Annotated in this window: 25 protein-coding genes; 16 read left to right on the forward strand and 9 right to left on the reverse strand. The window is 68.4% G+C overall.

Annotated elements, in window-relative coordinates; all coding sequences use genetic code 11:
• Positions 1 to 9: 9 nt before the first annotated feature.
• Positions 10 to 393 (reverse strand): c-type cytochrome, encoded by a 384-nt coding sequence (locus tag AC1DGC_RS06335; RefSeq protein WP_259206840.1) that lies wholly within the window; start codon positions 391 to 393, stop codon positions 10 to 12.
• Positions 394 to 489: 96 nt separating this feature from the next.
• Positions 490 to 2,166 carry an electron transfer flavoprotein-ubiquinone oxidoreductase gene (locus AC1DGC_RS06340; protein ID WP_259206839.1) on the reverse strand — a complete coding sequence of 559 codons (1,677 nt, stop codon included), beginning with the start codon at positions 2,164 to 2,166 and terminating at the stop codon, positions 490 to 492.
• 420 nt (positions 2,167 to 2,586) lie between these two features.
• On the opposite strand from AC1DGC_RS06340, the gene AC1DGC_RS06345 reads away from it, so the two are divergent.
• A complete protein-coding gene (locus tag AC1DGC_RS06345; RefSeq protein WP_259206838.1) occupies positions 2,587 to 3,750 on the forward strand; it encodes an acyl-CoA dehydrogenase family protein in 1,164 nt (387 codons plus the stop codon).
• A 68-nt stretch (positions 3,751 to 3,818) separates the two neighbouring features.
• Here the strand turns inward: AC1DGC_RS06345 and trmL are convergent, their stop codons facing one another.
• Both trmL and AC1DGC_RS06355 read right to left on the reverse strand, forming a co-directional pair.
• Entirely contained in the window at positions 3,819 to 4,295 is a 477-nt protein-coding gene (gene trmL / locus AC1DGC_RS06350; RefSeq protein ID WP_259206837.1) for a tRNA (uridine(34)/cytosine(34)/5-carboxymethylaminomethyluridine(34)-2'-O)-methyltransferase TrmL, read from the reverse strand.
• A gap of 43 nt (positions 4,296 to 4,338) precedes the next feature.
• Positions 4,339 to 4,806, reverse strand: a complete 468-nt coding sequence (locus AC1DGC_RS06355; protein ID WP_259206835.1) for an XAC0231 family protein — start codon at positions 4,804 to 4,806, stop codon at positions 4,339 to 4,341.
• A gap of 404 nt (positions 4,807 to 5,210) precedes the next feature.
• Between AC1DGC_RS06355 and AC1DGC_RS06360 the strand changes: the two genes are divergently transcribed.
• From AC1DGC_RS06360 to AC1DGC_RS06375, 4 genes are all read left to right on the forward strand, one after another.
• Positions 5,211 to 8,072 carry a M16 family metallopeptidase gene (locus AC1DGC_RS06360; RefSeq protein ID WP_478047452.1) on the forward strand — a complete coding sequence of 954 codons (2,862 nt, stop codon included), beginning with the start codon at positions 5,211 to 5,213 and terminating at the stop codon, positions 8,070 to 8,072.
• 169 nt (positions 8,073 to 8,241) lie between these two features.
• Complete coding sequence (locus AC1DGC_RS06365; RefSeq protein ID WP_259206831.1) at positions 8,242 to 8,559, forward strand: DUF4156 domain-containing protein; 318 nt, start codon at positions 8,242 to 8,244, stop codon at positions 8,557 to 8,559.
• 113 nt (positions 8,560 to 8,672) lie between these two features.
• On the forward strand, positions 8,673 to 9,689 hold the full coding sequence (locus tag AC1DGC_RS06370; protein WP_259206829.1) for a 3-oxoacyl-ACP synthase III: 1,017 nt from the start codon (positions 8,673 to 8,675) through the stop codon (positions 9,687 to 9,689).
• 61 nt (positions 9,690 to 9,750) lie between these two features.
• A complete protein-coding gene (locus AC1DGC_RS06375; protein WP_478047453.1) occupies positions 9,751 to 10,641 on the forward strand; it encodes an alpha/beta fold hydrolase in 891 nt (296 codons plus the stop codon).
• Between the two features lie 175 nt (positions 10,642 to 10,816).
• Here the strand turns inward: AC1DGC_RS06375 and AC1DGC_RS06380 are convergent, their stop codons facing one another.
• Positions 10,817 to 11,242 carry a YkgJ family cysteine cluster protein gene (locus AC1DGC_RS06380; RefSeq protein ID WP_259206824.1) on the reverse strand — a complete coding sequence of 142 codons (426 nt, stop codon included), beginning with the start codon at positions 11,240 to 11,242 and terminating at the stop codon, positions 10,817 to 10,819.
• A gap of 103 nt (positions 11,243 to 11,345) precedes the next feature.
• On the opposite strand from AC1DGC_RS06380, the gene oleC reads away from it, so the two are divergent.
• The 3 genes from oleC (at position 11,346) to AC1DGC_RS06395 (ending at position 14,225) form a co-directional block, all read left to right on the forward strand.
• Entirely contained in the window at positions 11,346 to 13,001 is a 1,656-nt protein-coding gene (gene oleC, locus AC1DGC_RS06385; protein WP_478047454.1) for an olefin beta-lactone synthetase, read from the forward strand.
• Positions 12,998 to 14,008 carry a 2-alkyl-3-oxoalkanoate reductase gene (gene oleD / locus AC1DGC_RS06390; RefSeq protein ID WP_394162795.1) on the forward strand — a complete coding sequence of 337 codons (1,011 nt, stop codon included), beginning with the start codon at positions 12,998 to 13,000 and terminating at the stop codon, positions 14,006 to 14,008. Before oleC ends, oleD begins: the two co-directional genes overlap by 4 nt.
• A gap of 61 nt (positions 14,009 to 14,069) precedes the next feature.
• The gene (locus AC1DGC_RS06395; RefSeq protein ID WP_038691201.1) at positions 14,070 to 14,225 is read left to right on the forward strand and encodes a DUF1328 domain-containing protein; all 156 of its coding nucleotides are present in this window, start codon (positions 14,070 to 14,072) and stop codon (positions 14,223 to 14,225) included.
• Positions 14,226 to 14,323: 98 nt separating this feature from the next.
• Here the strand turns inward: AC1DGC_RS06395 and ddlA are convergent, their stop codons facing one another.
• The gene (gene ddlA / locus AC1DGC_RS06400; RefSeq protein ID WP_449335144.1) at positions 14,324 to 15,424 is read right to left on the reverse strand and encodes a D-alanine--D-alanine ligase; all 1,101 of its coding nucleotides are present in this window, start codon (positions 15,422 to 15,424) and stop codon (positions 14,324 to 14,326) included.
• Between the two features lie 141 nt (positions 15,425 to 15,565).
• Between ddlA and AC1DGC_RS06405 the strand changes: the two genes are divergently transcribed.
• Genes AC1DGC_RS06405 through AC1DGC_RS06420 form a run of 4 tightly spaced genes read left to right on the forward strand, consistent with a single transcriptional unit; the run spans position 15,566 to position 19,235 of the window.
• A complete protein-coding gene (locus tag AC1DGC_RS06405) occupies positions 15,566 to 16,207 on the forward strand; it encodes a ubiquinone biosynthesis accessory factor UbiJ (RefSeq protein WP_394162797.1) in 642 nt (213 codons plus the stop codon).
• Positions 16,204 to 17,862 carry a ubiquinone biosynthesis regulatory protein kinase UbiB gene (gene ubiB / locus AC1DGC_RS06410; protein WP_259206817.1) on the forward strand — a complete coding sequence of 553 codons (1,659 nt, stop codon included), beginning with the start codon at positions 16,204 to 16,206 and terminating at the stop codon, positions 17,860 to 17,862. Before AC1DGC_RS06405 ends, ubiB begins: the two co-directional genes overlap by 4 nt.
• A 1-nt stretch (position 17,863) precedes the next feature.
• The gene (locus AC1DGC_RS06415; protein WP_449335142.1) at positions 17,864 to 18,448 is read left to right on the forward strand and encodes an O-methyltransferase; all 585 of its coding nucleotides are present in this window, start codon (positions 17,864 to 17,866) and stop codon (positions 18,446 to 18,448) included.
• A gap of 46 nt (positions 18,449 to 18,494) precedes the next feature.
• The gene (locus AC1DGC_RS06420; RefSeq protein WP_478047455.1) at positions 18,495 to 19,235 is read left to right on the forward strand and encodes a pseudouridine synthase; all 741 of its coding nucleotides are present in this window, start codon (positions 18,495 to 18,497) and stop codon (positions 19,233 to 19,235) included.
• A 66-nt stretch (positions 19,236 to 19,301) separates the two neighbouring features.
• On the opposite strand, the gene AC1DGC_RS06425 is transcribed toward AC1DGC_RS06420, so the two are convergent.
• The gene (locus AC1DGC_RS06425) at positions 19,302 to 19,865 is read right to left on the reverse strand and encodes a DUF2059 domain-containing protein (protein WP_310439809.1); all 564 of its coding nucleotides are present in this window, start codon (positions 19,863 to 19,865) and stop codon (positions 19,302 to 19,304) included.
• Between the two features lie 139 nt (positions 19,866 to 20,004).
• Between AC1DGC_RS06425 and arfB the strand changes: the two genes are divergently transcribed.
• The 3 genes from arfB to dcp all read left to right on the forward strand — a co-directional run bounded on the left by arfB (position 20,005) and on the right by dcp (position 23,342).
• Positions 20,005 to 20,436, forward strand: a complete 432-nt coding sequence (gene arfB, locus AC1DGC_RS06430) for an alternative ribosome rescue aminoacyl-tRNA hydrolase ArfB (protein WP_259206814.1) — start codon at positions 20,005 to 20,007, stop codon at positions 20,434 to 20,436.
• Positions 20,437 to 20,440: 4 nt separating this feature from the next.
• Positions 20,441 to 21,043 (forward strand): lysophospholipid acyltransferase family protein, encoded by a 603-nt coding sequence (locus tag AC1DGC_RS06435; RefSeq protein ID WP_310439806.1) that lies wholly within the window; start codon positions 20,441 to 20,443, stop codon positions 21,041 to 21,043.
• A gap of 142 nt (positions 21,044 to 21,185) precedes the next feature.
• Positions 21,186 to 23,342, forward strand: coding sequence for a peptidyl-dipeptidase Dcp (dcp, locus tag AC1DGC_RS06440; protein ID WP_259206813.1), 2,157 nt, complete (start codon positions 21,186 to 21,188; stop codon positions 23,340 to 23,342).
• Between the two features lie 1,088 nt (positions 23,343 to 24,430).
• Here dcp and AC1DGC_RS06445 read toward each other — a convergent pair.
• Entirely contained in the window at positions 24,431 to 24,880 is a 450-nt protein-coding gene (locus AC1DGC_RS06445) for a 3-dehydroquinate dehydratase (RefSeq protein WP_259206811.1), read from the reverse strand.
• Positions 24,881 to 24,883: 3 nt separating this feature from the next.
• Complete coding sequence (locus AC1DGC_RS06450; protein ID WP_259206810.1) at positions 24,884 to 25,300, reverse strand: hypothetical protein; 417 nt, start codon at positions 25,298 to 25,300, stop codon at positions 24,884 to 24,886.
• 177 nt (positions 25,301 to 25,477) lie between these two features.
• Here AC1DGC_RS06450 and lepB point away from each other — a divergent pair, with 177 nt between their 5' ends.
• Entirely contained in the window at positions 25,478 to 26,104 is a 627-nt protein-coding gene (gene lepB / locus AC1DGC_RS06455) for a signal peptidase I (RefSeq protein WP_259206807.1), read from the forward strand.
• Positions 26,105 to 26,203 lie beyond the last annotated feature (99 nt).

A 26,203-nucleotide genomic window follows, 5' to 3' on the forward strand; every position in this document is an offset into this window, starting at 1 on the left:
GGCCGCGGCTCAGCGCGACTGCTGCAGGTACTCGATCACCTGCCGCCGCCGTTCCGGATCGGCCGTGGCATTGCGCATGCGCGAGCCGGGCACCACGCTGTCGGGCGAGCGCAGGAAGGCGTCCAGCGTCTGTGCATCCCAGGTGATCTGCGCCTGGCGCATCGCCGGCGAATACGGGTAGTCGGCGAGGCTGCCGGCGCGGCGCCCGATCACGCCGTGCAGGTTCGGGCCGAAGCGGTGCACGCCACCGGCGTGGCGTGTGTGGCAACCGGCACAGATCGCGAACGCGCGCTGCAGTTGCTGCTCGTGCCGTTGCGCCGGCGTCTGCGGCGTACGTGCGCACGCCGCCAGCCAGAGGCAGGCCGACACCAGGCAAATCAGGCGCAACGACATGGGCATTCCGGTAGCGGCGGTACAGGCGCAGATGATAGCCAGCCGCGCCGACTGCCGCCGGGATCGGCCTGCGACCATCGGCCGCAGGCGCGTGTTTCACATGCCCGTGTAGTTGGGGCCGCCACCGCCCTGCGGGGTTACCCAGACGATGTTCTGGGTGGGATCCTTGATGTCGCAGGTCTTGCAGTGCACGCAGTTCTGCGCGTTGATCTGCAGCTGCTCGCTGCCCTGGGCACCGACGAATTCGTAGACCCCGGCCGGGCAGTAGCGCGCTTCCGGGCCGGCGTATTCGGCCAGGTTGATCCGCACCGGCACGCTGGCATCCTTGAGCGTGAGGTGGCTGGGCTGGTCCTCGGCGTGGTTGGTGCTGCTCAGGAACACCGAGCTGAGCCGGTCGAAGGTGAGCACGCCATCGGGCTTGGGATAGACGATCCTGGCGTGCTTGTCCGCCGGCTCCAGGCAGGCATGGTCCGGCGTGCTGTGGCGCAGGGTCCACGGCGGGTTGCGGATGCCCAGCTTGGGCAGCAGCCACTGCTCGATGCCGGTCATCAGCGTGGCCACGGTCTGGCCCTTCTTGAACCACTGCTTGAAATTCCGGGACTGCTTGAGTTCGTCATGCAGCCAGCTCGCCTCGAACGCGGCCGGGTAGGCGCTCAGCTCGTCGTGCTGACGATCGGCGGCGAGCGCATCGAACGCGGCATCGGCGGCCAGCATGCCGGTCTTGATCGCCGCGTGGCTGCCCTTGATGCGGCTGACGTTGAGGAAGCCGGCTTCGCAGCCGACCAGCGCGCCACCGGGGAACACGGTCTTGGGCAGCGACATCAGGCCGCCGGCGGTGATCGCGCGGGCGCCGTAGCCGATGCGCTTGCCGCCTTCCAGGTGCTTGCGGATGGACGGATGGGTCTTGAAGCGCTGGAACTCCTCGAACGGGCTCAGCCACGGGTTCTTGTAATCCAGGCCGACCACATAGCCGATCGACACCTTGCCGCCGTCGGCGTGGTACAGGAACGCGCCGCCGTAGGTGGCGTTGTCCAGCGGCCAGCCGGCGGCATGCACCACCAGGCCGGGCTCGTGCTTGGCCGGGTCGATCTGCCACAGCTCCTTGATGCCGATGCCGTAGGCCTGCGGGTCCTTGCCGGCATCGAGCTGGTAGCGCGCGATCAACTGGCGGCCGAGGTGGCCGCGCGAGCCTTCGGCGAAGATCGTGTACTTGGCATGCAGTTCCATGCCGCGTTCGAAATTCGGGCCGGGCTGGCCATTCTTCTCGATGCCCATGTCGCCGGTAGCCACGCCCATCACCGCGCCGTCGGCGCTGTACAGGACTTCGGCGGCGGGGAAGCCGGGGAAGATCGAGACTTCCAGCGCCTCGGCCTGCTGGGCCAGCCAGCGGGTGACCTCGCCGAGGCTAACGATGTAGTTGCCGTCGTTGTGGAAGCACTCCGGCAGCAGCGCATGCGGGGTGCCGCGCGCGCCGGTCTCGCTGAGGAACAGGAACTCGTCGCGGGTGACCTTCTGCTTCAGCGGTGCGCCGCGTTCGGCCCAGTCCGGGAACAGCTCGGTCAGCGCGCGCGGGTCCATGATCGCGCCGGACAGGATGTGCGCGCCGGGTTCGGAGCCCTTCTCCAGGATGCACACGGACAGCTCGCGGCCGGCCTCGATCGCGCGCTGGCGCAGACGGATGGCGGTTGCCAGGCCGGCGGGGCCGGCACCGACGATCACCACGTCGAACTCCATGGCTTCACGCGGGGGCAGGGCGGGGGTCTCTTCGCTCATGGGGATGCGTAACTCTTGGGTAGTGCCGTCGGTCAAGCCGATGGCGGTTGCCTGGGAATCGCGCGCGCGGCAGACGGCGCAACTACTGGATCAGGTATGCAGGGTAGCCGGACGCGGCGTTTCCGCCTAGATCGCCGACGTTGACGTCACGTGAGTGCATGCTTCACGCGCGGCGATGGTGCGACGCAGCAATCCAATGCGCCCGTGACCCGAGCGCGGGTAGCGCCACGCCATGCGTGGCTGCTGCGGCGTCTGGCGTTGCTGGTGTCCGCCAGCCACGCATGGCGTGGCGCTACCTGTGCGGGCCGGTGGCATCTGCGGTCGCGTCGCCACCTCGACCGTGCTGCGGCGTGCCTTGGCCGGACACGGTGCAGCGCCCACAATGGCGGCCTGTTTGATCGCCTTCACGCCCGGGTAGCCATGTCACTGAATCCGTACGACCTGTTTGATGTCCGCTCCCTGCTCACCGATGAGGAGCGTGCCGTGCAGGACACGGTGGCGCGCTTCACCGACGCACGCGTGCTGCCGATCATCGGCGATGCGTTCGACCAGGGCCGCTTTCCCGACGAGTTGATCCCGGAAATCGCCGCCCTCGGTCTGCTCGGCTCCAGCCTGCCCGAGCAGTACGGCGGTGGCGGGCTCAACGCGGTCAGCTACGGCCTGATCTGCCAGGAGCTGGAACGCGGCGATTCAGGCCTGCGCAGTTTCGTGTCGGTGCAGAGCTCGCTGTGCATGTACCCGATCTTCGCCTACGGCAGCGAGGAGCAGCGCACGCGCTGGCTGCCGGACATGGCCGCCGGCAAGGTGATCGGCTGCTTCGGCCTGACCGAAGCGCATGGTGGCTCGGACCCCGCGGCGATGAAGACCCGCGCGGTGCGCGACGGCGGCGACTGGGTGGTCAACGGCAGCAAGATGTGGATCACCAGCGGCCCGGTGGCCGACATCGCCATCGTCTGGGCGCACACCGAGGACGGCATCCAGGGGTTCGTGCTGGAAAAAGGCATGCCCGGCTTCACCACCCAGGAAATCAAGCACAAGATGAGCCTGCGCGCGTCGCTGACCGGCGCGCTGTTCTTCGACAACGTGCGCGTGCCCGAGCGCAACCGCCTGCCCAACGTGCAGGGCCTGAAGGGGCCGCTGGGCTGCTTGAACCAGGCCCGCTATGGCATCAGCTGGGGCCCGATCGGTGCGGCGGTGGCCTGCCTGGACGAAGCGTTGAACTACACCAAGGAACGGGTGCTGTTCGGTCGCCCGGTGGCGGCCACGCAGAGCGCGCAGATCAAGCTGGCCGACATGGCGCGGCGGATCACCACCGCGCAGTTGCTGGCGCTGCAGCTGGGCCGGTTGAAGGACGCCGGGCAGTTGCAGCCGCAGCAGGTCAGTCTGGCCAAGTGGAACAACTGCCGCATGGCCATCGACATCGCGCGCGAATGCCGCGACCTGCTCGGTGGCGCCGGCATCACCACCGAGCACATGGCGATCCGGCACGCCCTGAACCTGGAATCGGTGATCACCTATGAAGGCACCGAGACCGTGCACCAGTTGGTGATCGGGCGCGAGCTGACCGGGATCAACGCGTTTTGAAGGCCTCCTGAGCAACGGCCAGGGGCTACGCACTCCGGCAGGTACCGACCGCGGGTCGGTACGCGTGCTCAGGCCCCGCCGGCGAAACCGTTCTGGCGCCATGCCTCGTACATCACCACGGCCACCGTGTTGGACAGGTTGAGGCTGCGGTTGTCCGGCTGCATCGGCAGGCGCAGGCGTCGGCCGTCGGGCAAGGCGTCGAGCAGGTCCTGGGGCAGGCCGCGGGTTTCCGGGCCGAACAGGAAGGCATCGCCGTCGTCGAACTGCTGGGTGTCGTAACGCACGCTACCGCGGGTACTGAGGGCGAACAGACGCTTGGGTGCGATGGCCTGCAGGGCAGTATCCAGGTCAGGATGCACCTGCAGTCGAGCGTATTCGTGATAGTCCAGGCCGGCGCGCTTGAGCTGCTTGTCGCTCAGGTCGAAACCGAGCGGCTCGATCAAATGCAGCCGCGCGCCGGTGTTGGCGCAGAGGCGGATCACATTGCCGGTGTTCGGCGGGATCTCGGGTTGGAACAGGATGACGTGGAACGTGGGCGCGGTCATCGCCGCAGTTTACGCGGCTGCTGCGCGTTACCGCAGCAACCGGTTACGGGCGGACCAGCACCTGGGCAGCGGTGTCGAGCGCCAGGGCCTGCAGGTCGGCAGCCGACGGACGCACCTGCAGGGCCGGCAGGTTGACGATCACGTCGCGGGCGACGGCGGTGGCGGCGGCGGTCAGGGTGGCCACGTAATCGCGGTGGGTCACCTGCTCGGCGGCCAGGGCCTGGTACTGCTCGGCGGTCGGGCGCACTTCGACGGCGGCCAGCGTGGTGACGCGGCGGCTGCCGGCCAGTTCGGCGCGGTAGTCGGCGATCAGGCCGGCAGTCGGCCGGACTTCGACCAGGGCCAGGGTCGGGATGGCGCTGCTGCGCTCGACCTCGGCCTGGGCGATCTGGTCGGCCGAGGGGCGAACCTGCACGGTGTCCAGGGTGACGATGGAGGCGGCCTGCACGTTCGAAGCAAACGCGGTGCCGGCGGCGAGGGCAATGGCAATGGCGAGGGTCTTGGTGTTCATGACGGGGCCTGTTTAGTGTTGGTGGGCAGTGGTGTGGTAGTAAGGTAGTACACCGATTCGGGGCTTGCAAGAACAATTTGCCTTTTCTTGCTTTTGTTCAGCGTCCAGTCAGTTTCATTCTGTTTGCGAACGTGCCCCGGCCAGTACCAAGCAGGTGCCGTGCCAACTTTAATGCGTTGATTTGAAAGGGTTTTCAATGGATAGGGCGGTGTCCGCTGTCCGGACACGTGTCCGCGCAGACCGTCAGGGTGTCCGGGTGCTGGTCTTCTGGCGGGCCTGGGGGGGCCCATCACAAAGGGCCGGACGCTGGAAGTTCCCCGATCCAGGCAGTGACTGTTGGCGGATGCCGCAGGCCCTCGCCACGCGATAGCATCGGCCTTCACTTTCATGACCAAGGAACCGGAATGACCGTTCATCTTCGACCGCGTGCCGCGCTGCTGGCTGTAGCGCTTTCCGCCGCCCTGGGCAGCGTGGTGCCGTCCCCGGTGCTGGCCAAGCCCGCCACGCCGGCCAAGGTCGACATTCCGTTCGAGCAGTTCACCCTTCCCAACGGGCTGCGCGTGGTCGTGCATACCGATCGCAAGGCGCCGATCGTGGCGGTCAACGTCTGGTACCACGTCGGCAGCAAGGACGAGCCCGCTGGCCGCACCGGGTTCGCGCACCTGTTCGAACACCTGATGTTCCAGGGCAGCGAAAACCACAACGGCGAGTATTTCGAGCCCTTCAAGCAGGTCGGCGTGACCGGCCAGAACGGCACCACCAATACCGACCGCACCAACTACTTCGAGAACGTGCCCACCACCGCGCTGGACATGGCGCTGTGGATGGAGTCCGACCGCATGGGCCACCTGGTCGGCGCGATCGACCAGGCCGCACTCGACGAGCAGCGCGGCGTGGTCCAGAACGAAAAGCGCCAGGGCGAGAACCAGCCCTATGGCCAGGTGTGGGACAAGCTGACCCGCGCGATGTACCCGGAAGGCCACCCGTACCACCACGGCGTGATCGGCTCGATGAACGATCTCAACGCCGCCTCGCTGGAGGACGTCAAGACCTGGTTCCGCACCTGGTACGGCCCCAACAACGCGGTGCTGGTGCTGGCCGGCGACATCGACGTGGCCACGGCCAAGGAGAAGGTCGCCCGCTACTTCGGCGATATCCCGGCCGGCCCGAGCATGGCCCAGCCCAAGGTGGACGTGGCCAAGCGTGAGAAGAGCACGCGTGAAGTGATGACCGACAAGGTGCCGCAGGCGCGCATCTACCGCGCCTGGAACGTGGCCGAGGTCGGCACCACCGACATCGACCAGCTGCAGCTGTTCGCCCAGGTCCTCGGCGGCGCCAAGTCCTCGCGCCTGGACCAGCGCCTGCTGCACCAGGACAAGCTGGTGGACAACATCAGCGCCGGCGCCTACAGCTCGCAGCTGGGCTCCAACTTCGTGGTGATGGCCACGGTGAAGCAGGGCGTGGACCCGGCCAAGGTCGAGGCGATCATCGATGAAGAGATCAAGCGCCTGGCCAAGGACGGCCCGACCGCCGACGAACTGAGCCGTGGCAAGACCGCCTTCCGCGCCGGCTTCATCCGCGGCATCGAGCGCATCGGCGGCTTCGGCGGCAAGGCCGACGCGCTGGCCGAGTGCACCGTCTTCGAAGGCGACCCGGGCTGCTTCCGCAAATCGCTGGCCACCATCGATGCGGCCAGCGCCGCCGACGTGCGTGCGGTGGGGGCCAAGTGGCTGGGCGTGGGCGACCACACCATCGTGGTCGAGCCGGGCGCCCGCGTGGCGCTGCCCGAGCTGCCGTCGGCCTCGCCCAAGCCGTTCACCGTGCCGGCCGTGGATGCCAGGTACACCACCCTGCCCAGCCAGGTGGATCGCAGCACCGGGGTGCCGCAGACCAAGAGCTTCCCCGAACTGAAGTTCCCGCAGCTGCACCGCGCCACGCTGAAGAACGGCACCAAGGTGATCCTGGCCGAGCGCCACGACATCCCGGTGGTGCAGTTCAGCTATGAGTTCCCGGGCGGCTTCACCGCCGACCAGGGCCGCAAGCAGGGCACCGCCAACTTCACCATGGACCTGATGGGCGAGGGCGCCGGCAAGCTCGGCGCGCTGCCGTTCGCCAATGCCGCCGACGCGCTCGGCGCCACCCTGGGCGCCTCGGCCTCGCTGGACAGCGCCAGCGTCTACCTGTCCGCCCTGAAGGAAAACCTGGCCCCGTCGCTGGCCCTGTATGCCGACATGCTGCGCCAGCCGCGCTTCGACCAGGCCGAGATCGACCGGGTCAAGGCGACCTGGATCGCCGGCATCCAGCAGGAAAAGGTCAACCCCAGCGCCGCGGCGATGCGGGTCATGCCGACCCTGCTGTACGGCGCCGGCCATCCGTATGCCATTCCGTTCACCGGCAGCGGCAACGAAGCGGATATCCAGTCGCTCACCCGCGAGGACCTGGTGGCCTTCCACCGCGATGCGCTGCGCCCCGAACAGGGCACCCTGATCGTGGTCGGCGACACCACCCTGAAGGACATCGTGCCGCTGCTGGAGCGCCAGTTCGGTGACTGGAATGGCCAGGGCACCGCACCGCAGGTCAAGGCCCCGGTCGACGTGGCCCGCCCGACCCACACCCGCGTGTACCTGATCGACCAGCCGGGTGCGGTGCAGGCCAACCTGTTCGCCAGCCAGGTGGTGCCCTCGGCGATGGACCCGGGCAGCACCCGCTTCGATATCGCCAACGGCGTGCTCGGCGGCGACTTCACCTCGCGCCTGAACATGAACCTGCGTGAGCAGAAGCACTGGTCCTACGGTGCCGGCAGCAGTGCCAGCAACACCCTGGGCCAGCGCCCGTGGGGCGCCCGCGCGCCGGTGCAGATCGACAAGACCGCCGAGTCGATGCAGGAAATGCAGAAGGAGATCAGCGAGTTCGCCAGCGGGGTCAAGCCGGCGACCGCGGCCGAAGTGGCGCGCATCCGCAACATCCAGACGCTGAGCCTGCCCGGCGCCTATGAAACCGCCAGCGCCGTGCTGGGCACCATCAGCGGCATCGTGCGTTACCAGCGCCCGGACGACTACGTGTTCAAGCGCAAGGCCGAGATCGAGGCGATGACCCCGGAGCAGGTGCAGCAGGCCGCGGCCACGCTGGACCCGAAGACCCTTACCTGGGTGGTGGTGGGTGACCTGAAGCAGACCGAGAAGGAAGTCCGCGCGCTGAACCTGGGCGAGGTCCACGTGATCGATGCCGATGGCAAGCCGGTGGCGCCGTCCCCCGCCGCCCGGTAAGGCCCGCTGCTGGCCGGCGCCACCCGATCCCGGGAGGGTGCCGGCCGCAGCCCCGCATCGGCGCCGAGCCGTCGATGGAACGGTGCCGGGCACACTGCCCGGCACCCATCACCCGCGATTCAGCTGTTGTCCGCACACTCCCCCTCTGTTACCCAGCCAGGTCCAACGCATGCGCCTTCTCCTGCTTTCCCTGCTTACCCTCAGCGCCACTGCCTGCACCTGGGTGCCGATCGAACCGACCGGCAAGACCGTACGCGTGTTGCCCGCCGGCCAGGTGCCGAGCGGCTGCCAGACCAAGGGCGAGGTGGTGGTGACGGTCAAGAGCAAGGTCGCCTTCTACAACCGCAACCCCCTGCGCGTGCAGGAAGAGCTGGAAACCCTGGCGCGCAACGAAGCGCCCAGCGCCGGGGCCAATGCGGTCCAGGCCGCAGGCCAGCCGGCCGATGGCAGCCAGCGTTTCCTGGCCTTCCAGTGCCCGCCGCGCTGAACCCTTCAGGCGCCCGGACCGACCATACGCCCGGGCGTGAATTCGTAAAGGTGCGGTGAAGGCAGCGCCGGCTTACAATAGCGCCCCCTTTGCCTGAGCCTTGGCGCTAACTGATGCTCTTCAAGAATGTCTCTATCGCCGGCCTGGCGCACATCGACGCGCCGCACACGCTGACGTCCAAGGAAATCAACGAACGTCTGCAGCCGACGCTGGATCGTCTGGGCATCCGTACCGACGTGCTCGGCGATATCGCCGGCATCCATGCCCGCCGCCTGTGGGATGCGGACATGCTGGCCTCCGACGCCGCCACCCTGGCCGGGCGCAAGGCACTGGAAGACGCCGGCATCGGCGCCGACAAGATCGGCCTGCTGGTCAATACCTCGGTCAGCCGCGACTACCTGGAACCGTCCACCGCCAGTATCGTCTCGGGCAACCTGGGCGTGGGCGATGAGTGCATGACCTTCGACGTCGCCAATGCCTGCCTGGCCTTCATCAACGGCATGGACATCGCCGCGCGCATGCTCGAGCGCGGTGAGATCGACTACGCGCTGATCGTCGATGGCGAAACCGCCAACCTGGTCTACGAGAAGACCCTCGAGCGCATGGCCCTGCCGGGCGTGACCGCCGATGACTTCCGCAACGAGATGGCCGCGCTGACCCTGGGCTGCGGTGCCGCCGCCATGGTCATGGCGCGGACCGAACTGGTGCCCGACGCGCCGCGTTACCGCGGTGGCGTGACCCGTTCGGCCACCGAGTGGAACCAGCTGTGCCGGGGCAACCTGGACCGCATGGTCACCGATACCCGCATGCTGCTGATCGAAGGCATCAAGCTGGCCCAGAAGACCTTCGTCGCCGCGCGCGAAGCGCTGGGCTGGGCGGTGGACGAGCTGGACCAGTTCGTCATCCACCAGGTCAGCCAGCCGCACACCGCCGCGTTCATCAAGAACTTCGGCATCGACCCGAAGAAGGTCATGACCATCTTCGGCGAGCACGGCAACATCGGCCCGGCCTCGGTGCCGATCGTGCTGAGCAAGCTCAAGGAGCTGGGCCGCCTGAAGAAGGGCGATCGCATCGCGCTGCTCGGCATCGGCTCGGGCCTGAACTGCTCGATGGCTGAAGTGGTCTGGTAAGCAGACCAGTACGTTGAATCCAAGGGCCGGTACTACCGGCCCTTTTTACAGGTGCGATTGCATGCCCCAGCTTCCCGGTTACCCCGCTCATCCGCACCGCTTCGAGGTGCGCCCCGGCCTGTCGATGAACTATCTCGACGAAGGCCCGCGCGAGGGCGAGGTGGTGGTGATGGTCCACGGCAACCCGTCGTGGAGCTATTACTGGCGCACGCTGGTGGCCGGGCTGTCGGACAAATACCGCTGCATCGTGCCCGACCACATCGGCATGGGCCTGTCGGACAAGCCCGATGACGCGCACTACGACTACACGCTGCAGTCGCGCGTGGACGACCTGGACGCGCTGCTCGCGCACCTGGGCATCACCGGCCCGGTGACCCTGGCCGTGCACGACTGGGGCGGCATGATCGGCTTTGGCTGGGCGCTGTCGCACCACGCGCAGGTCAAGCGCCTGGTGGTGCTCAATACGGCGGCATTCCCGATGCCGGCCGCGAAGAAAATGCCGTGGCAGATCGCGCTGGGCCGTCACTGGAAGATCGGCGAGTGGATCATCCGCACCTTCAACGCCTTCTCCGCCGGTGCCTCGTGGCTGGGCGTGGAACGGAAGATGCCGGCGGATGTACGCCGCGCCTACGTGTCGCCGTACAACAGCTACGCCAACCGCATCAGCACCATCCGCTTCATGCAGGACATCCCGCTGTCGCCGGCCGACAAGGCGTGGTCGCTGCTGGAGCGTTCGGGCCAGACGCTGCCCACCTACGCCGACCGCCCGGCCTTCATTGGCTGGGGCCTGCGCGACTTCGTGTTCGACCATCACTTCCTGGCCGGCTTCCAGGCCGCGCTGCCGCAGGCCGAGGTGCATGCCTTCGAGGATGCCGGGCACTACGTGCTGGAAGACAAGCACGAGGTGCTGGTGCCGAAGATCCGCGCGTTTTTGGACGCAAACCCGATTTGACCGGGGTGCCGACCAACGGTCGTCACCTACCCGGCAACCGGTGGGTAGGACGTTGGGTCGGATCGAAACCGGTCACAGGGCACTGACATTTGATCGGGTCGGGACCCCCACCCGTAGAGCCGACCGTTGGTCGGCTGCTCTTCGCGCCGGGCCATCAACCCCCGGACCCGCACCTTCACGCCGCGATCGGCGCCTGCGGGGCTGGCGAATTGCCGTTGTCATCGGGATGGTCGTCGTCATTGCCCGCCTCGTCCCGCCAGCCCCAATCGGCCAGGGTCAGCGCCGGCATGCCGTGCGCCACGCGCGCCTTGTCGCACTGCGGGCTGGCCTTGCCGTATTCCCACGAGGCATCGACCTCGCGGCACACGCTCGGCCGGTTGGGATGGATGCTGCAGCGCGAATACACTCCGATCTCGGCATCCAGCGCCACGCAGTAGACCGGCTTGGACAGGGTGCCGCGCATGCACAGGCGGTGCGGGTCCAGCACCTGGGTCAGTTCGTGCGGCACGCCGCCGGGGGTGACCTCGTCCGATTCCATCCAGTGGAACGCCACACGGTACTGGGTGCAGCAGGCGCCGCAGGTGAGGCAGGGATGGGACATGGGGGACCGGCCTTGGGCGGCAATCGAGCAGGAGGGAAGGCCGCGAATTTTCCATGCCGTGGCCGCCCGCGCAAGATTTTTCTGCAGCGGCGACAATGAACGGATGAACGCCGCCACCAACATTGCCGCGCGCCTGCCCGAGCTGGCCCGTGAACGCCCCGACCAGATCGCCATCCGCTGCCCCGGAAAGCCCGGTGCGGGCGGGATGGCCGCCTATGACGTCACCCTGGACTACCGCACCCTCAACGCGCGCAGCGACGCCATGGCCGCCGGCCTGGCCACCCACGGCATCGGCCGCGGCGTGCGCGCGGTGGTGATGGTGCGGCCCTCGCCGGAGTTCTTTCTGCTGATGTTCGCGCTGTTCAAGAACGGCGCGGTGCCGGTGCTTGTCGACCCCGGCATCGACAAGCGCGCGCTCAAACAGTGCTTGGACGAGGCGCAGCCGCAGGCCTTCATCGGCATCGGCCTGGCCCACGTGGCGCGGCTGGTGCTGCGCTGGTGCCCGGGGGTGAAGACCCTGGTCACGGTGGGCCGGCGCTGGGGTTGGGGCGGCACCACGCTGGCCCGGGTCGAGGCCGAGGGCGCGCGCGCGCCGCAGCCGATGGCCGCCACCGATGGCGAGGACGTCGCCGCGATCCTGTTCACCAGCGGCTCCACCGGCGTGCCCAAGGGCGTGGTCTACCGCCACCGCCACTTCGTGGGCCAGGTCGAGCTGCTGCGTGCGGCCTTCGGCATGGAACCCGGTGGCGTGGATCTGCCCACCTTCCCGCCGTTCGCGCTGTTCGACCCGGCGCTGGGGCTGACCTCGGTGATCCCGGACATGGACCCCACGCGCCCGGCCAAGGCCGATCCGCGCAAGCTGCACGATGCGATCGCCCGCTTCGGCGTCACCCAGCTGTTCGGCTCGCCGGCGCTGATGCGGGTGCTGGCCGACCATGGCCAGCCGCTGGCCGGCGTGCGCCGGGTGACCTCGGCCGGTGCGCCGGTGCCGCCGGACGTGGTCGCCCGGATCCGCCGCCTGTTGCCGGCCGATGCCGAGTTCTGGACGCCCTACGGGGCCACCGAGTGCCTGCCGGTGGCGGTGATCGAGGGCCGCGAGCTGGAGAGCACCCGCCAGGCCACCGAGGCCGGCGCCGGGACCTGCGTGGGCCGCGTGGTCGCGCCCAACCAGGTGCGCATCATCGCCATCGATGACGCGCCGCTGGCCGACTGGTCGCAGGTGCGCGAACTGGCCACCGGCGAGGTCGGGGAAATCACCGTGGCCGGGCCGACCGCCACCGACAGCTACTTCAACCGCCCACAGGCCACCGCCGCGGCCAAGGTCCACGAGGTGCTGGCCGACGGCAGCACGCGCGTGGTGCACCGCATGGGCGATGTGGGCTACTTCGACGCGCAGGGCCGGTTGTGGTTCTGCGGGCGCAAGACCCAGCGCCTGCAAACGGCGCATGGGCCGATGTACACCGAGCAGGTGGAGCCGGTGTTCAATGCGCTCGACGGCATCGCCCGCACCGCGCTGGTGGGCGTCGGCGCGGCCGGCCAGCAGCGACCGGTGCTGTGCGTGGAGCTGCAGCCCGGCTGCAGCGATACCCCGGCACTGCGCGAACGCCTGCGCCGCGAAGCCGACACCCACCCGCACACCTCCCGCATCACGCAGTTCCTGAGGCATCCCTCCTTCCCGGTGGATATCCGCCACAACGCCAAGATCGGCCGCGAAAAGCTGACCGTCTGGGCCGCAACCCAAGTGGACACGCGCGCATGAAGATCCTGGTGACTGGCGGTGGTGGCTTCCTCGGGCAGGCGCTGTGCCGTGGGCTGGTGCAGCGTGGCCACCAGGTGCTCAGCTTCAACCGCGGCGACTACCCGCCGCTGGCCACGCTCGGCGTGGGCCAGATCCGTGGCGACCTGGCCGACGCCGATGCCGTGCGCCACGCGGTGGCCGGCGTCGATGCGGTGTTCCACAACGGGGCCAAGGCCGGTGCGTGGGGCAGCTACGAGAGCTATCACCAGGCCAACGTGGTCGGCACCGACAACGTCATCGCCGCCTGCCGCGCGCATGGCGTGGGCAGGCTGGTCTATACCTCCACGCCCAGCGTGACCCATCGCGCCACCCATCCGGTGGAAGGCCTCGGCGCGGACGAGGTTCCGTATGGCGAAAACTTCCAGGCCCCGTATGCGGCCACCAAGACCATCGCAGAGCAGCGCGTGCTGGCCGCCAACGACGCCCGCCTCGCCACCGTGGCGCTGCGCCCGCGGTTGATCTGGGGGCCGGGCGACCAGCAACTGGTCCCGCGCCTGGCCGAGCGCGCGCGTGCCGGCCGGCTGCGCTTCGTCGGCGACGGCAGCAACCTGGTCGACACCACCTACATCGACAACGCCGCGCTGGCGCATTTCCTGGCCTTCGAGCACCTCGCCCCGGGCGCGGCATGCGCGGGCAAGGCGTACTTCATCTCCAACGGCGAACCGCTGCCGATGCGCGAGCTGCTCAACAAGCTGCTGGCCGCGGTGGGCGCACCGGCGGTGCACCGGTCGATCAGCTTCAAGACCGCCTACCGCATCGGTGCGGTGGCCGAGCGCCTATGGCCGCTGCTGCGCCTGCGTGGCGAGCCGCCGATGACCCGCTTCCTCGCCGAACAGCTGTGCACCCCGCACTGGTACAGCATGGAGCCGGCGCGTCGGGACTTCGGCTACGTGCCGCAGGTCAGCATTGACGAAGGCCTCACGAGGCTGAAGTCTTCATCGCATGCACAGGATGCCGTCACTTCCTGAACACCGGCTTCTGGCCACCATGGCAGCACGCCAATCCGGCACGCATTACGCGAGGATCGACATGCTGCATTACGCCGTTATCTTTTTCGTCATCGCCATCATCGCGGCGGTGCTTGGTTTCTCCGGCATCGCCGGTGCCGCCAGCAACATCGCCTGGATCCTGTTCGTGGTCTTCCTGATCCTGGCGGTGGTGTCGATGTTCCGCAAGCGAGGTTAGTCTGCCGGGCAACCCGCGCTACCTCTCTCCAGCGCGGGTTGCCCAGGCAGTGCCTTGCGACGGCCTGGCGTGCGAAAGCGCGTCGGGCCGTCGTCGTATCAGGCCATGATCGAGCTGCGCAATGCGCGTTCGCGCGCATGCCGCTGCAGGGCCAGTTCCAGCAGCCGGGTGATCAGCGCGGTGTAGCCCAGGCCGCTGGCGGCCCACAACTTGGGGTACATGCTGATCCGGGTGAAGCCGGGCAGGGTGTTGATCTCGTTGATCACCACCTCACCGTCGCGGCCGAGGAACACATCCACCCGCGCCAGCCCGGCGCAGTCCAGCGCCTGGTAGGCCCGCACGGCGATGTCGCGGATGCGCTGCTGGTCGGCGTCGCTGATGGCCGCCGGCACCACCACGTCGGCGCCGGTCTCGCTGATGTACTTGGTGGCGTAGGAATAGAACGCGTCGTGCACCACCACCTCGCCGCACACGCTGGCTTCGGGGTGCTCGTTGCCGAGGACGGCGCATTCGATCTCGCGTCCCTCGATCGCCGTTTCCACCAGCGCCTTGTGGTCGTAGGACAGTGCCAGCGCGAGGGCCTCGTGGAATTCCCGCGCGTCGTGCACCTTGCTCACGCCCACCGATGAGCCCTGGTTGGCCGGTTTGACGAACAGCGGCGAGCCCAGTTGCGCCACCAGCGCGGCGTAGTCGGCGTCGGCCGCGCTGGCCCGGTTGAAGCAGGCGAACGGCGCCACGGCCAGGCCGGCGTCGCGCAGCAGGCGCTTGGCCACGTCCTTGTCCATCGCCACCGCCGAGCCGAGCACGCCGGAGCCGACGAAGGGCAGGTTGGCCATGCGCAGCAGGCCCTGCAGGGAACCGTCCTCGCCCAGCGTGCCGTGCACGATCGGGAACACCACGTCGATCTGTTCCAGTGCCGTGGCCGGGTCGGTGGGCACCAGTTGCTGGTGCTCCAGCCCGGGGCGCACAGCCAAGGCGTTGCCCGATGGGTTCAGCGCGATCCGGGCCGGATCCTCGGCGTGCAGCAGGAACGCCTGCGGGTCGCTGACATGCCATTGGCCCTGCTTGTCGATGCCGATCAGGGTCACGTCGAAGCGTGTCGTGTCCAAGGCGTCCACGATGTTCTTCGCCGACTGCAGCGAAACCTCATGCTCGGCCGAACGGCCACCGAAGATGATGCCTACCCGGGTCTTGCCCATGCTGTTGCCGCTCCTGTGCCTGATGTGGGCCGCATAGCATGAACCGGTCAGCGGCCGGCGGCGCAACCGGCCTTCATGATCGCGTCAGCCTCGACGCGCGCGCGGGGTCCGCCGCTGCCATGGGCCGAGTAGAATGCAGCGATGGCCCGTTCCCTCCTCAGTTCCCTCAAGCCGCTGGCCGGCAATGCGCTGCAACTGGCGCTCAACCGCGCGCTGGCACTGGACCCGGACACCCGTGCCGCGCTGGGCGCGCTGGATGGCCGCCACATCGCCCTGACCCTGGAATCGCCAGCGCTGGCGATGCGGATCGGGGTGGACGGCGAGCGGCTGACCGTGGGCCCGGTCGACCCGCAGCAGGAGCCGGACCTGGCCGTACGCAGCACGCTGGGCGGGGTACTGGCGCAGTTGCCGTTCCTGGCCAACGCCCGCCGCGGCGGCGATGCGCCGGCCGGGCGGGTCAAGGTCTCCGGCGATGCCGAGCTGGCCCGGCGCCTGCAGCAGTTGGCCACCCGGTTCGATCCGGACTGGCAGCAGCCGTTCGTGCGCGTGTTCGGCGAGGTGCTGGGGGTGCAGGTCGCCAACAGCCTGCGCTCGGCCCTGCAGCATGCGCGCCGCGGCGCGTCCGACCTGGCGCACAGCGCCGCCGAATATGTCACCGAGGAGTCGCGCGACGTGGTACCGCGAGCAGAACTGGAAGCCTTCCACGACGACGTGGACGTGATGCGCGACGATGTGGAACGCATCGCCGCGCGCGTGCAGCGCCTGCGCCAGGTGCGCGCATGAAGGCGATGTTCCGCGCCACCCGCATCGGCCGCGTGATCCTGCGCTACCGCCTGGACGACCTGCTGCAGGGCACCCCGCTCGAGCGCTGGCTGCGCCTGGCCAAGCCGTTCGTGCCACGCGCCTCGGCCGATATCGCCGCGCAGTCGCGCGGCGCCCGGCTGCGTCTGGCGCTGCAGGACCTCGGCCCGATCTTCGTCAAGTTCGGGCAGATCCTGTCCACCCGCCGCGACCTGATCCCGGCCGACGTGGCCAATGAACTCACCCTGCTGCAGGACCGGGTCAAGCCGTTCGACGGCGCGACCGCCCAGCGCATCGTCGAGCAGGCGCTCGGCCGCCCGGTCAGCGAGGCGTTCGCCAGCTTCGACCTGCAGCCGCTGGCCTCGGCCTCGATCGCCCAGGTGCATGCGGCCACGCTGGCCGACGGCCGCCAGGTGGTGGTCAAGGTGCTGCGCCCGGACATCGAACGGCAGATCGACGCCGACATCGCGCTGCTCACCTCGGCCGCCGCGCTGGTCGAGCGCGCCCATCCGCGCGCCGACAAGATCCGCCCGCGCGAAGTGGTGGCCGAGGTCGAGAACACCCTCGCCGCCGAGCTGGACCTGCAGCGCGAAGGCGCCAATGCCAGCGTACTGCGCCGCAACTGGGTCGATTCTGACGATCTGTACGTGCCGGAAGTGATCTGGAGCCACACCGCCGAACGCGCGCTGACCCTGGAGCGGGTGTGGGGCATTCCGTCCGACGACATCGCTGCGCTGGACAAGGCCGGCATCGATCGCAAGGCGCTGGCCGCCAAGGGCGTGCGGGTGTTCTACACCCAGGTGTTCCGCGACAACTTCTTCCACGCCGATGCGCACGCCGGCAACATCTGGGTCGATATCGATCCGGCGCGCCGCGACAACCCGCGCTTCATCGCGCTGGACTTCGGCATCATGGGCCAGCTCTCGCAGGAAGATCAGTACTACCTGGCCGAGAATTTCATGGCCATCTTCAACAAGGACTACCGGCGCATGGCCGAGCTCCATGTCGAGGCCGGCTGGATGCCCAACAACGTGCGCATCGACGAGCTGGAAGCGGCGGCGCGTTCGGTGTGCGAGCCCTACTTCACCCGGCCGCTGTCGCAGATTTCGCTGGCCGAAGTGCTGATCAAGCTGTTCCGCGTGGCCCAGCGCTACGAGCTGACCCTGCAGCCGCAGCTGATCCTGCTGCAGAAGACCCTGCTCAACATCGAAGGCGTGGGCCGCCAGCTCGATCCGGAACTGGACATCTGGGCGGTGGCGCGGCCGGTCCTCGAGCGCATCCTGCGCGAGCGCTACAGCCCGCGCCGGGTGCTGAAGGAGCTGCGCAAGCGGCTGCCGGAAATCATGACCCACACCCCGGACATGCCGCGCCTGGTGCACGCCTGGCTGAAGCAGCAGGTGGATGGCGGGCACGAGCTGTCGATGCGCTCGCAGGACCTGGTCGCGCTCAATACCAACCTGCAGAAACTGCAGAAGCGCGCGGTGGCGGCGATCGCCGGCGTCGGCCTGCTGATTGTCGCGGCGGTGCTGTACGGCATGCAGCCGGGCGGCTGGTATTTCGGTGATGCGCCGGTGTGGAGCTGGGTGAGCGGCGTGGCCGGCCTGTTCTCGCTGGCCAGCGCCTGGTGGCGCCGCTGAGATGACGCTGCAGGCGCTCAAGGACGAACTGGCCCGCTTCGGCGCCGACAACGACGCCACCCATCCCGAGCGCGCCCAGCGCATGCTCAACATCACCCCGGACACCGGCGAGTTGCTGGGTGTGCTGGTGCGAGCCACCGACGCGCGGCGGGTGCTGGAGATCGGCACCTCCAACGGCTATTCCACGCTGTGGCTGGCCGAAGCATGCGCTGCCATCGGCGGGCAGGTCACCACGCTGGAGTACGCCGCCGACAAGATCGCCCTGGCGAGGGACACCTTCGCGCGCAGCGGCCTGGCTGCGCAGATCGAGCTGGTCCACATCGATGCCGGCGCGTGGCTGCGCGCAGCGGCCGAGGCCAGTATCGACCTGCTGTTCCTGGATTCCGAACGCAGCCAGTACCTGGGCTGGTGGCCGGACCTGCGTCGCGTGCTGCGTCCCGGTGGCCTGCTGGTGGTCGACAACGCTGTCTCGCATGCCGACCAGATGGCTGCCTTCGAGGCGCAGGTGCGCGGCGATCCGCAATTCCATTGCGTGCGGGTGCCGATCGGCAACGGCGAACTGATCGCGGTGCGCGACGTCGCCTGAATCGCGCTTGATGGCGCTGCCTGCGGCGGGCGGGGATAATCGGTCGGTGAACGACATCGATACCGACACCGCAACCCTTCCCGCGCCCGCCGTGGCCCCCCTGCAGTTGCTGCACCTGGACGACCGCCTGGCCGTGGTCAACAAGCCCGCCGGGCTGATGGTCCATGACAGCAAGCTGGCGCGTGGCGAAGACGACTTCCTCGCCGATCGCCTGCGCGACCAGCTCGGCAAGCCGATCTTCCTGGTACACCGGCTCGACCGCGCCACCAGCGGCTGCCTGCTGCTGGCCTTCGATCGCGACAGCGCCAGCGTGCTGGGCAAGGCGCTGATGGGCGGCGACGTGACCAAGGACTACCTGGCGATCTGCCGTGGCTGGCCCGCCGAAGAAATCTTCACCGTCGACCATGACCTCGATGGCGGCCCCGGCAAGCCGGTGAAGAAGCAGGCCATCACCCATTTCCAGCGCGTGGCGGTGGGCGAGATCGCCGTCCCGGTGGGCGAGTTCGAAACCTCGCGCTACGCGCTGCTGCGCTGCCAGCCGCAGACCGGCCGCTTCCGCCAGATCCGCCGCCACCTCAAGCACCTGTCCCACCACCTCATCGGCGACACCAGCCACGGCGATGGCCGCCACAACCGCAGTTTCCGCATGCAGGGCATCCACCGCATGCTGCTGCACGCCGAGCGGCTGCGCTTTCCGCACCCGGACGGCACCGCGATGGACGTCAGCGCGCCGGTGGACGGCGAGTTCCGCAAGGCGATGGATCTGTTCGGCTGGGACGTGGTGTGACCGCGCCGACCCCGTAGAGCCGACCGTTGGTCGGCTGAAAAGCTGCGCGGCCCGCCGAGAGTGGCCTTACCTGCGCGGTTCGGGCACGTCGACCACCGGCGGGTTCCCGTTGTTGGCCGGGAGCGACCGTTCATTCACGATCGCCTGCATGTCCTTTTCCAGATCAGCCAACAGCGGGTCCATCCGTTGGCGGATGGCCACCATGACGTTCTGCATCAGCACCGGGGTCTTGTCGAGCAGGCTCTGCCCGGCCGCACTCTCGTAGAACTCGGCCATCGCCAGCACGTCTTCCTTGCTGAAGCTCTTCTTGTAGAGGTCCACATACATCGGCCGCAGCTCCTGCCACGACAGCGCCTTGCGGATGGTGGCGTTGGTGCGTTGCTCCATCCGCTTGAGCTGCTCGATCTGGCCGGCATCCAGCGGTCGGCGCTGGGCAATCTGTTCGAACTGCTGGCGCTGCATCGCTTCCAGCTGCGGCAGCATGCCGTCCAGCAGGCTCTGCGCACGCGAGGCGGCCAGCAACCGGTTGACGTCGGCATCGGAGGGCGGCGTGGCCAGTGCGGGCGCGGCGGCGGCCAGGCCGAGGGCGAGGATCAGGCCGAGCCGGGCCAGGGGACGAATCGAAAGCATGTGCGGGGCATCCTGCGTTGCATGGAAGCACGAGGATACCCGCGAAGACGTCATCGGACCGCATATGACGGACGTTATCGGCGTCATCGGGGATCTTGCGCTCACCCTCGACAGCGGTCCTGCCTTTACAATGCCGCCCATGGCTCTCGGACCCGTCACCATCAGCGCACACCTGTCCATTCCCGATGCGGAACTGGTCGAACGCTTCGTGCGCGCCAGCGGTGCCGGTGGCCAGAACGTGAACAAGGTGTCCACCGCCGTGGAGCTGCGGTTCGACGTGGCCGGCTCGCCGTCGCTGCCCGAGCCGCTGCGCTCGCGCCTGCTGGCCCGGCGCGACCGGCGCATGACCGGCGACGGCGTGCTGGTCATCGACGCCCAGCGGTTCCGCACCCAGGACCGCAACCGCGACGACGCCCGCGAGCGCCTGGCCGCGTTCATCCAGGAGAGCCTGAGCGTGCCCAAGCCACGCGTGGCCACCAAGCCCTCGTACGGGGCCAAGCTGCGCCGCCTGGACGAGAAAAAGGGCCGCGCGCAGATCAAGCGCGGACGCACCACACGCAATTGGGAGTGATTGCTTGAACAACCGAAGTCCGCTGCTGCCGGCCGTGCCGCCCAACATGCCGCAGGTCAAACCCAACCGTTTCCTGCGCTGGCTGGCCCGCTGCACCCTGCGCCTGGGCGGCTGGAAGGTGGTGGGCACCTTCCCGGACGTGCCCAAGCTGGTGTTCATCGTTGCCCCGCATTCGTCCAACTGGGACGGGTTCTGGGGCATGGCGGCCAAGATCGCGCTGGGCATGCAGGTCAAGGTGCTGGGCAAGGCCTCGCTGTTCTGGTGGCCGCTGTCGCCGTTGCTGCGCGCGCTGGGGGTGATCCCGCTGGACCGCAGTTCGCCGCAGGGCACCGTGGAACAGGCGGTCAGCCTGATCCGCAATTCCGAGCGCATGTGGTACGCCATCACCCCCGAGGGCACCCGCAAGGCGGTCACCCACTGGAAGGCCGGCTTCCTGAAGATCGCGCGGATGGCCGACGTGCCGGTGCTGGCGGCGTACTTCCACTACCCGGAGAAGACCATCGGGATCGGCCCGCTGTTCCACTCCAGTGGCGATGATGCCGCCGACATGGCCGCCATCCGCGCCTACTACCGGCCTTGGCAGGGCAAGAACCGCGGCACCGTGTGAGCCGGGCCAGGCCCCGCCCGCGCTGGCGCCGGGGCCCGCACAGCCATGCGCCACGTCCGGCACATGCCGCCTGCGGGCAATCGGAGTAGGGTGATCGGCTGCGGTTTTCCGCAGCCGCATCCCATTCCAAGGAGCCTGTTTCATGTCGCGTACCGTAGTTTTGGCCGCTGCCATCAGCCTGGCGCTGGCGGCCTGTTCCGGCAAGGAGTCCACCCCCGTGTCCGACACCCAGACCCCCGCCGCGCAGCAGCCGGCCGATGCCTCCACCAACCCCCTGTTGAGCGCCAGCACGCTGCCGTTCCAGGCGCCGCCGTTCGACAAGATCAAGGACAGTGACTACCTGCCGGCCTTCAATGAAGGCATGAAGCAGCACCTGGCCGAAGTCCGCAAGATCGCCGACAACCCCGAGCCGGCCACCTTCGACAACACCATTGAAGCGCTCGAGCGCAGCGGCGAGACCCTGACCCGCGTGTCGCGCATCTTCTTCGGCCTGGTCCAGGCCGATACCAACGATGCGCGCCAGAAGATCCAGGAAGAGGTCGCGCCGAAGCTGGCCGACCACCAGGACGAGATCAACCTCGACCCGAAGCTGTTTGCCCGCATCAAGAGTGTGTACGACCAGCGCCAGTCGCTGGGCCTGGACCCGGTGCAGCTGCGCCTGGTCGAGCGTGACTACCAGGAATTCGTGCGCGCCGGCGCGCAGCTCAACGATGCCGACAAGGCCGCGCTGCGCAAGCTCAACGTGGAAGAAACCACGCTGGCCACCCAGTTCCACACCCGACTGGTCGCCGCCACGGCCGCCGGTGCGGTGGTGGTCGACGACAAGGCCAAGCTGGCCGGCCTGGACGAGGATGCGATCAACACCGCCGCCGCCGACGCCAAGGACCGCAAGCTGGACGGCAAGTACGTGCTGCCGCTGCAGAACACCACCCAGCAGCCGGTGCTGGCTTCGCTGAGCGACCGCGACCAGCGCGCCGCGGTGCTCAAGGCGTCGGAAACCCGCGCCGAGAAGGGCGATGCCAACGACACCCGGCAGACCGTGCAGCGCCTGGCCCAGCTGCGTGCGCAGAAGGCCAAGCTGCTTGGCTTCGACAACTACGCCGCCTACAGCCTGGCCGACCAGATGGCCAAGACCCCGGCCGCCGCGCTCAAGCTGCTGACCGACACCGTGCCGGCGGCCACCGCGAAGGCGCGTGGCGAGATCGGCGAAATGCAGAAGGTGATCGACGCACAGAAGGGCGGTTTCAAGCTCGCCGCGTCCGACTGGGACTTCTACGCCGAGCAGGTGCGCAAGGCGCAGTACGACCTGGACGAGTCGCAGATCAAGCCGTACTTCGAGATGGACAACGTGCTGCAGAACGGCGTCTTCTACGCCGCCACCCAGCTGTACGGGATCACGTTCAAGCCGCGCACCGACATCCCGACCTACCACCCGGACATGAAGGTCTACGAAGTGTTCGACAAGGACGGCACCTCGCTGGCGCTGTTCTACACCGACTACTTCAAGCGTGACAGCAAGTCCGGTGGCGCCTGGATGGACGTGTTCGTCGAGCAGGACGGCCTGACCGGTGCCAAGCCGGTGGTCTACAACGTGTGCAACTTCACCAAGCCCGCCGCCGGCCAGCCCGCGCTGCTCAGCTTCGATGACGTGACCACGATGTTCCATGAGTTCGGCCACGCGCTGCACGGCATGTTCTCGAAGGTGAAGTACCCGTCGATCGCGGGCACGAGCACCTCGCGCGATTTCGTGGAGTTCCCGTCGCAGTTCAACGAACATTGGGCGCTGGACCCGAAGGTCTTCGCCAACTACGCCAAGAACTACAAGACCGGCGAACCGATGCCGCAGGCACTGGTCGACAAGATCCTCAAGGCACGCACTTTCAACCAGGGGTATGCGACCACCGAGTACCTGTCGGCGGCGCTGCTGGACCTGGCCTGGCACACCCAGCCGGCCGATGCGCCGCTGCAGGACGTGGCACCGTTTGAGGCGGCTGCGTTGAAGAAGTTCAAGGTGGACCTGGCGCAGGTGCCGCCGCGTTACCGCACCACGTACTTCGACCACATCTGGGGCGGCGGCTATTCGGCCGGTTACTACGCCTACTTCTGGGCCGAAGTGCTCGACCATGATGCCTTCGAGTGGTTCAAGGAACATGGCGGCCTGACGCCGGAGAACGGTCAGGTGTTCCGCGACAAGATCCTCTCGCGCGGCAACAGCGTGGAGCTGGCGGATCTGTACCGCGAGTTCCGCGGCAAGGATCCGTCGGTGGAACCGCTGCTGGTCAATCGCGGGCTGAAGTAACCGCGCGAACCTTGGGGGGCCGACCGTGAGTCGGAGCCTCCACCGGTGCACGCCGAAAACGAAAACGGCAGGGGAAACCCTGCCGTTTTTTTGGGGGGTGGCGGCTTCGCCGGGGTCTTCTGCGAGCTCGAGGGCCCCGTAGCGGCCGGTAGGCCCCTGGTGCAAATGTCCCCCGGCCGCAGAGCGGCCTCCTCCTTTATTTTGCCCAGGAGCCTACCGGCCGCTACGGGGCTCGGCTTGCGGGAAGGTGGAAGCCAGGCTCCTGGCGCTGGTCGGTGGGTCGGGCGCTGGGGCACTCATCGCCTTGGAGGCGAAATAAAGGGGAAGGGGGCGGCGGCAGGCTGAGAACGAAAACAGGAGGGGAAATCCTGCCGTTTTCTTTGGGGTGGCGGTTCCGCTGGGGCCTTGCGCGAGCTCGAGGGCCCCGTAGCGGCCGGTAGGCCCCTGGTGCAAATGTCCCCCGGCCGCGGGGCGGCCTCCTCCTTTATTTTGCCCAGGAGCCTACCGGCCGCTACGGGGCTCGGCTGCGGTAAGCAGGTAAAAGCCAGGCGGGTCGGTGGGTTTGGCGCTGGGCCCTCATGCCCTTGGAGGCGAAATAAAGGGGGAGGGGGCGGCGGCAGGCTGAGAACGAAAACAGGAGGGGAAACCCTGCCGTTTTCTTTAGGGTGGTGGCGGTTCCGCTGGGGCCTTGCGCGAGCGCGAGGGCCCCGTAGCGGTCGGTAGGCCCCTGGTGCAAATGTCCCCCGGCCGCGGGGCGGCCTCCTCCTTTATTTTGCCCAGGAGCCTACCGGCCGCTACGGGGCTCGGCTGCGGTAAGCAGGTAAAAGCCAGGCGGGTCGGTGGGTTGGGCGCTGGGCCCCCATGCCCTTGGAGGCGAAATAAAGGGGGAGGCCGCTCCGCGGCCGGAGGACATTCGCCGGAAAGGGCATGGGGGCCCAGCGCCGAACCCACCGACTCCCGCTTGAGGCGAAATAGAAGAGGGGAGCGGCCGCAGGCGGACACCGGAGGCATCGCCGGAAAGGGTAGTGGGCCCAGCGCCAAACCCACCGCCCGCCGCGCGCAGACACGCTCCGCGGCGGCAGCGTCCCTCACGTCCCCACGTGCACGCCTTCCACGATCTCGCTGCACCCAAGATGGTCCAGCGCGATCTCCAGTGCATGCATGTAACTCTGCGCGCAGTAGCCATGCGCGACCCCGATACGCTGGCCCACATCCGCCGGCAGGCATGCCTCCGGGGCACGGGTATCGTCGTCGTGCACCTCCACGTAGACATTGTGCAGATGCGGCAGCAACCGCTGCAGGCGCACGCTGTCCACGCAGGCGCCCGGGTCCAGCAACGTTACCTCGCCGCGACTGTGGTCGGCCACGCGCAGCGCATCCAGCAGTTCCTGTTCCGAGCCGCAGGCGCGGATCGCCAGCGTGGTGCCGGCGTCGATCGCGCGATGCACCAGCGCCTTCAGCAGGAGAGGCGGCAGCGGCGCGGCGGTACGGATCAGCGCGCCGCTGGCTTCCGGCCCGCGGATGATGAAGATCGACATGGCTCAGGCCCCCTCCGGCACGGCCTGCAGGCGACGCGCGGCGATCGCCAGCGACAGCCGGCAGGCATCGGCGCGGCCGCTGCTGCACACCACCCGCGCCGTCGGCCCGTGCTGCGGGTGCAGGTGCGCGTCCAGCGCGTCGTCATCGTTGCTGGCCATCTCGATGTACGGCGCCGGCAGCGCCTCCAGCGCGCTGCGCAGTGCCTGGCCGTAACGCGCCCACTGCGGTGCGTCGACCGCGGCGGTGGCGATCAGCACCAGCGCCGGCCGGCTGCGCTGGGCGCGCTGCAGGCAGCGCAGCAGGGCCGGCAGCGAGTCGCAGTCGCGACAGGCCAGGCGGTGCCCGGCAACCCGGGCCGGCAGCGGGGCGGCATCCGGCGCCGCGCCAGGCGGCGTGTGCCGGATCATCAGGATGGTCATGGAACACCTCGAACAAGCGCCCTGCGGCGCGGTGACGCCACGATGCGACCGCGGCCCGTAAAACCGCCATGCCGGCGCCTGCCGTGGCGCGTAAACATCGCGTAGCTTCTGTCTGCGCCGCCGGGAACTCGGCCTGCGCCGCCGGGTCACACCGTCACCCCTTGAGAGAGCCCCGCCATGGACCGTCCCGCCGCCACCGCCGCCCCCAACCGGATGCTGCACTGGCTGAAGAAGGAAGCCCTCCCGGTGGCGGTGATGCTGGGCCTGCTGCTGGCCGCGCGTGATTCGCTGGCCAACCACTACCAGGTGCCCAGCGGTTCGATGCAGCACACCCTGATGCCGGGCGACCGGGTGGTGGTGGACATGCGCGCCTATGGCCTGCGCCTGCCGTTCACCTCGGTGCAACTACTGCACACCGGCCAGCCGCAGCGCGGCGACGTGGCGGTGTTCGATTCACCGGTGGACGGCATCCGCCTGATCAAGCGCATCGCCGCCGTGGGCGGTGACCGGGTGGAGCTGCACCAGGGCCACCTGAGCATCAACGGCCAGCCCCTGGCAGAAGCCGGCGCGGGCGAGATCGAGGACTTTGGCCAGCACCTGGCCCGGCTCGACCTCGGCCAGGGCGGCGGCCCGGACATCAGCGGCCTCACCGTGCCGGCGGGCGAAGTGCTGATGCTCGGCGATCATCGCGGCAACAGCGCCGATGGGCGTTTCTTCGGCCTGGTCCAGGCCAGTTCGCTGTACGGCAAGGCGTCGCACGTCTACTACCGGCGCGGCGAGGGCCTGACCTGGCAGGCGCTGTAACCCCGGGCCCGATCTGAATCGATATCCACGGCGTCTCGATTCAGACATTGGAGGTTATGGATCGACTTGTCGGCGCTGCCTATCCTGAGCGCTGACTCT

The sequence above is a fragment of the Stenotrophomonas sp. 05N37 genome (assembly GCF_056397365.1).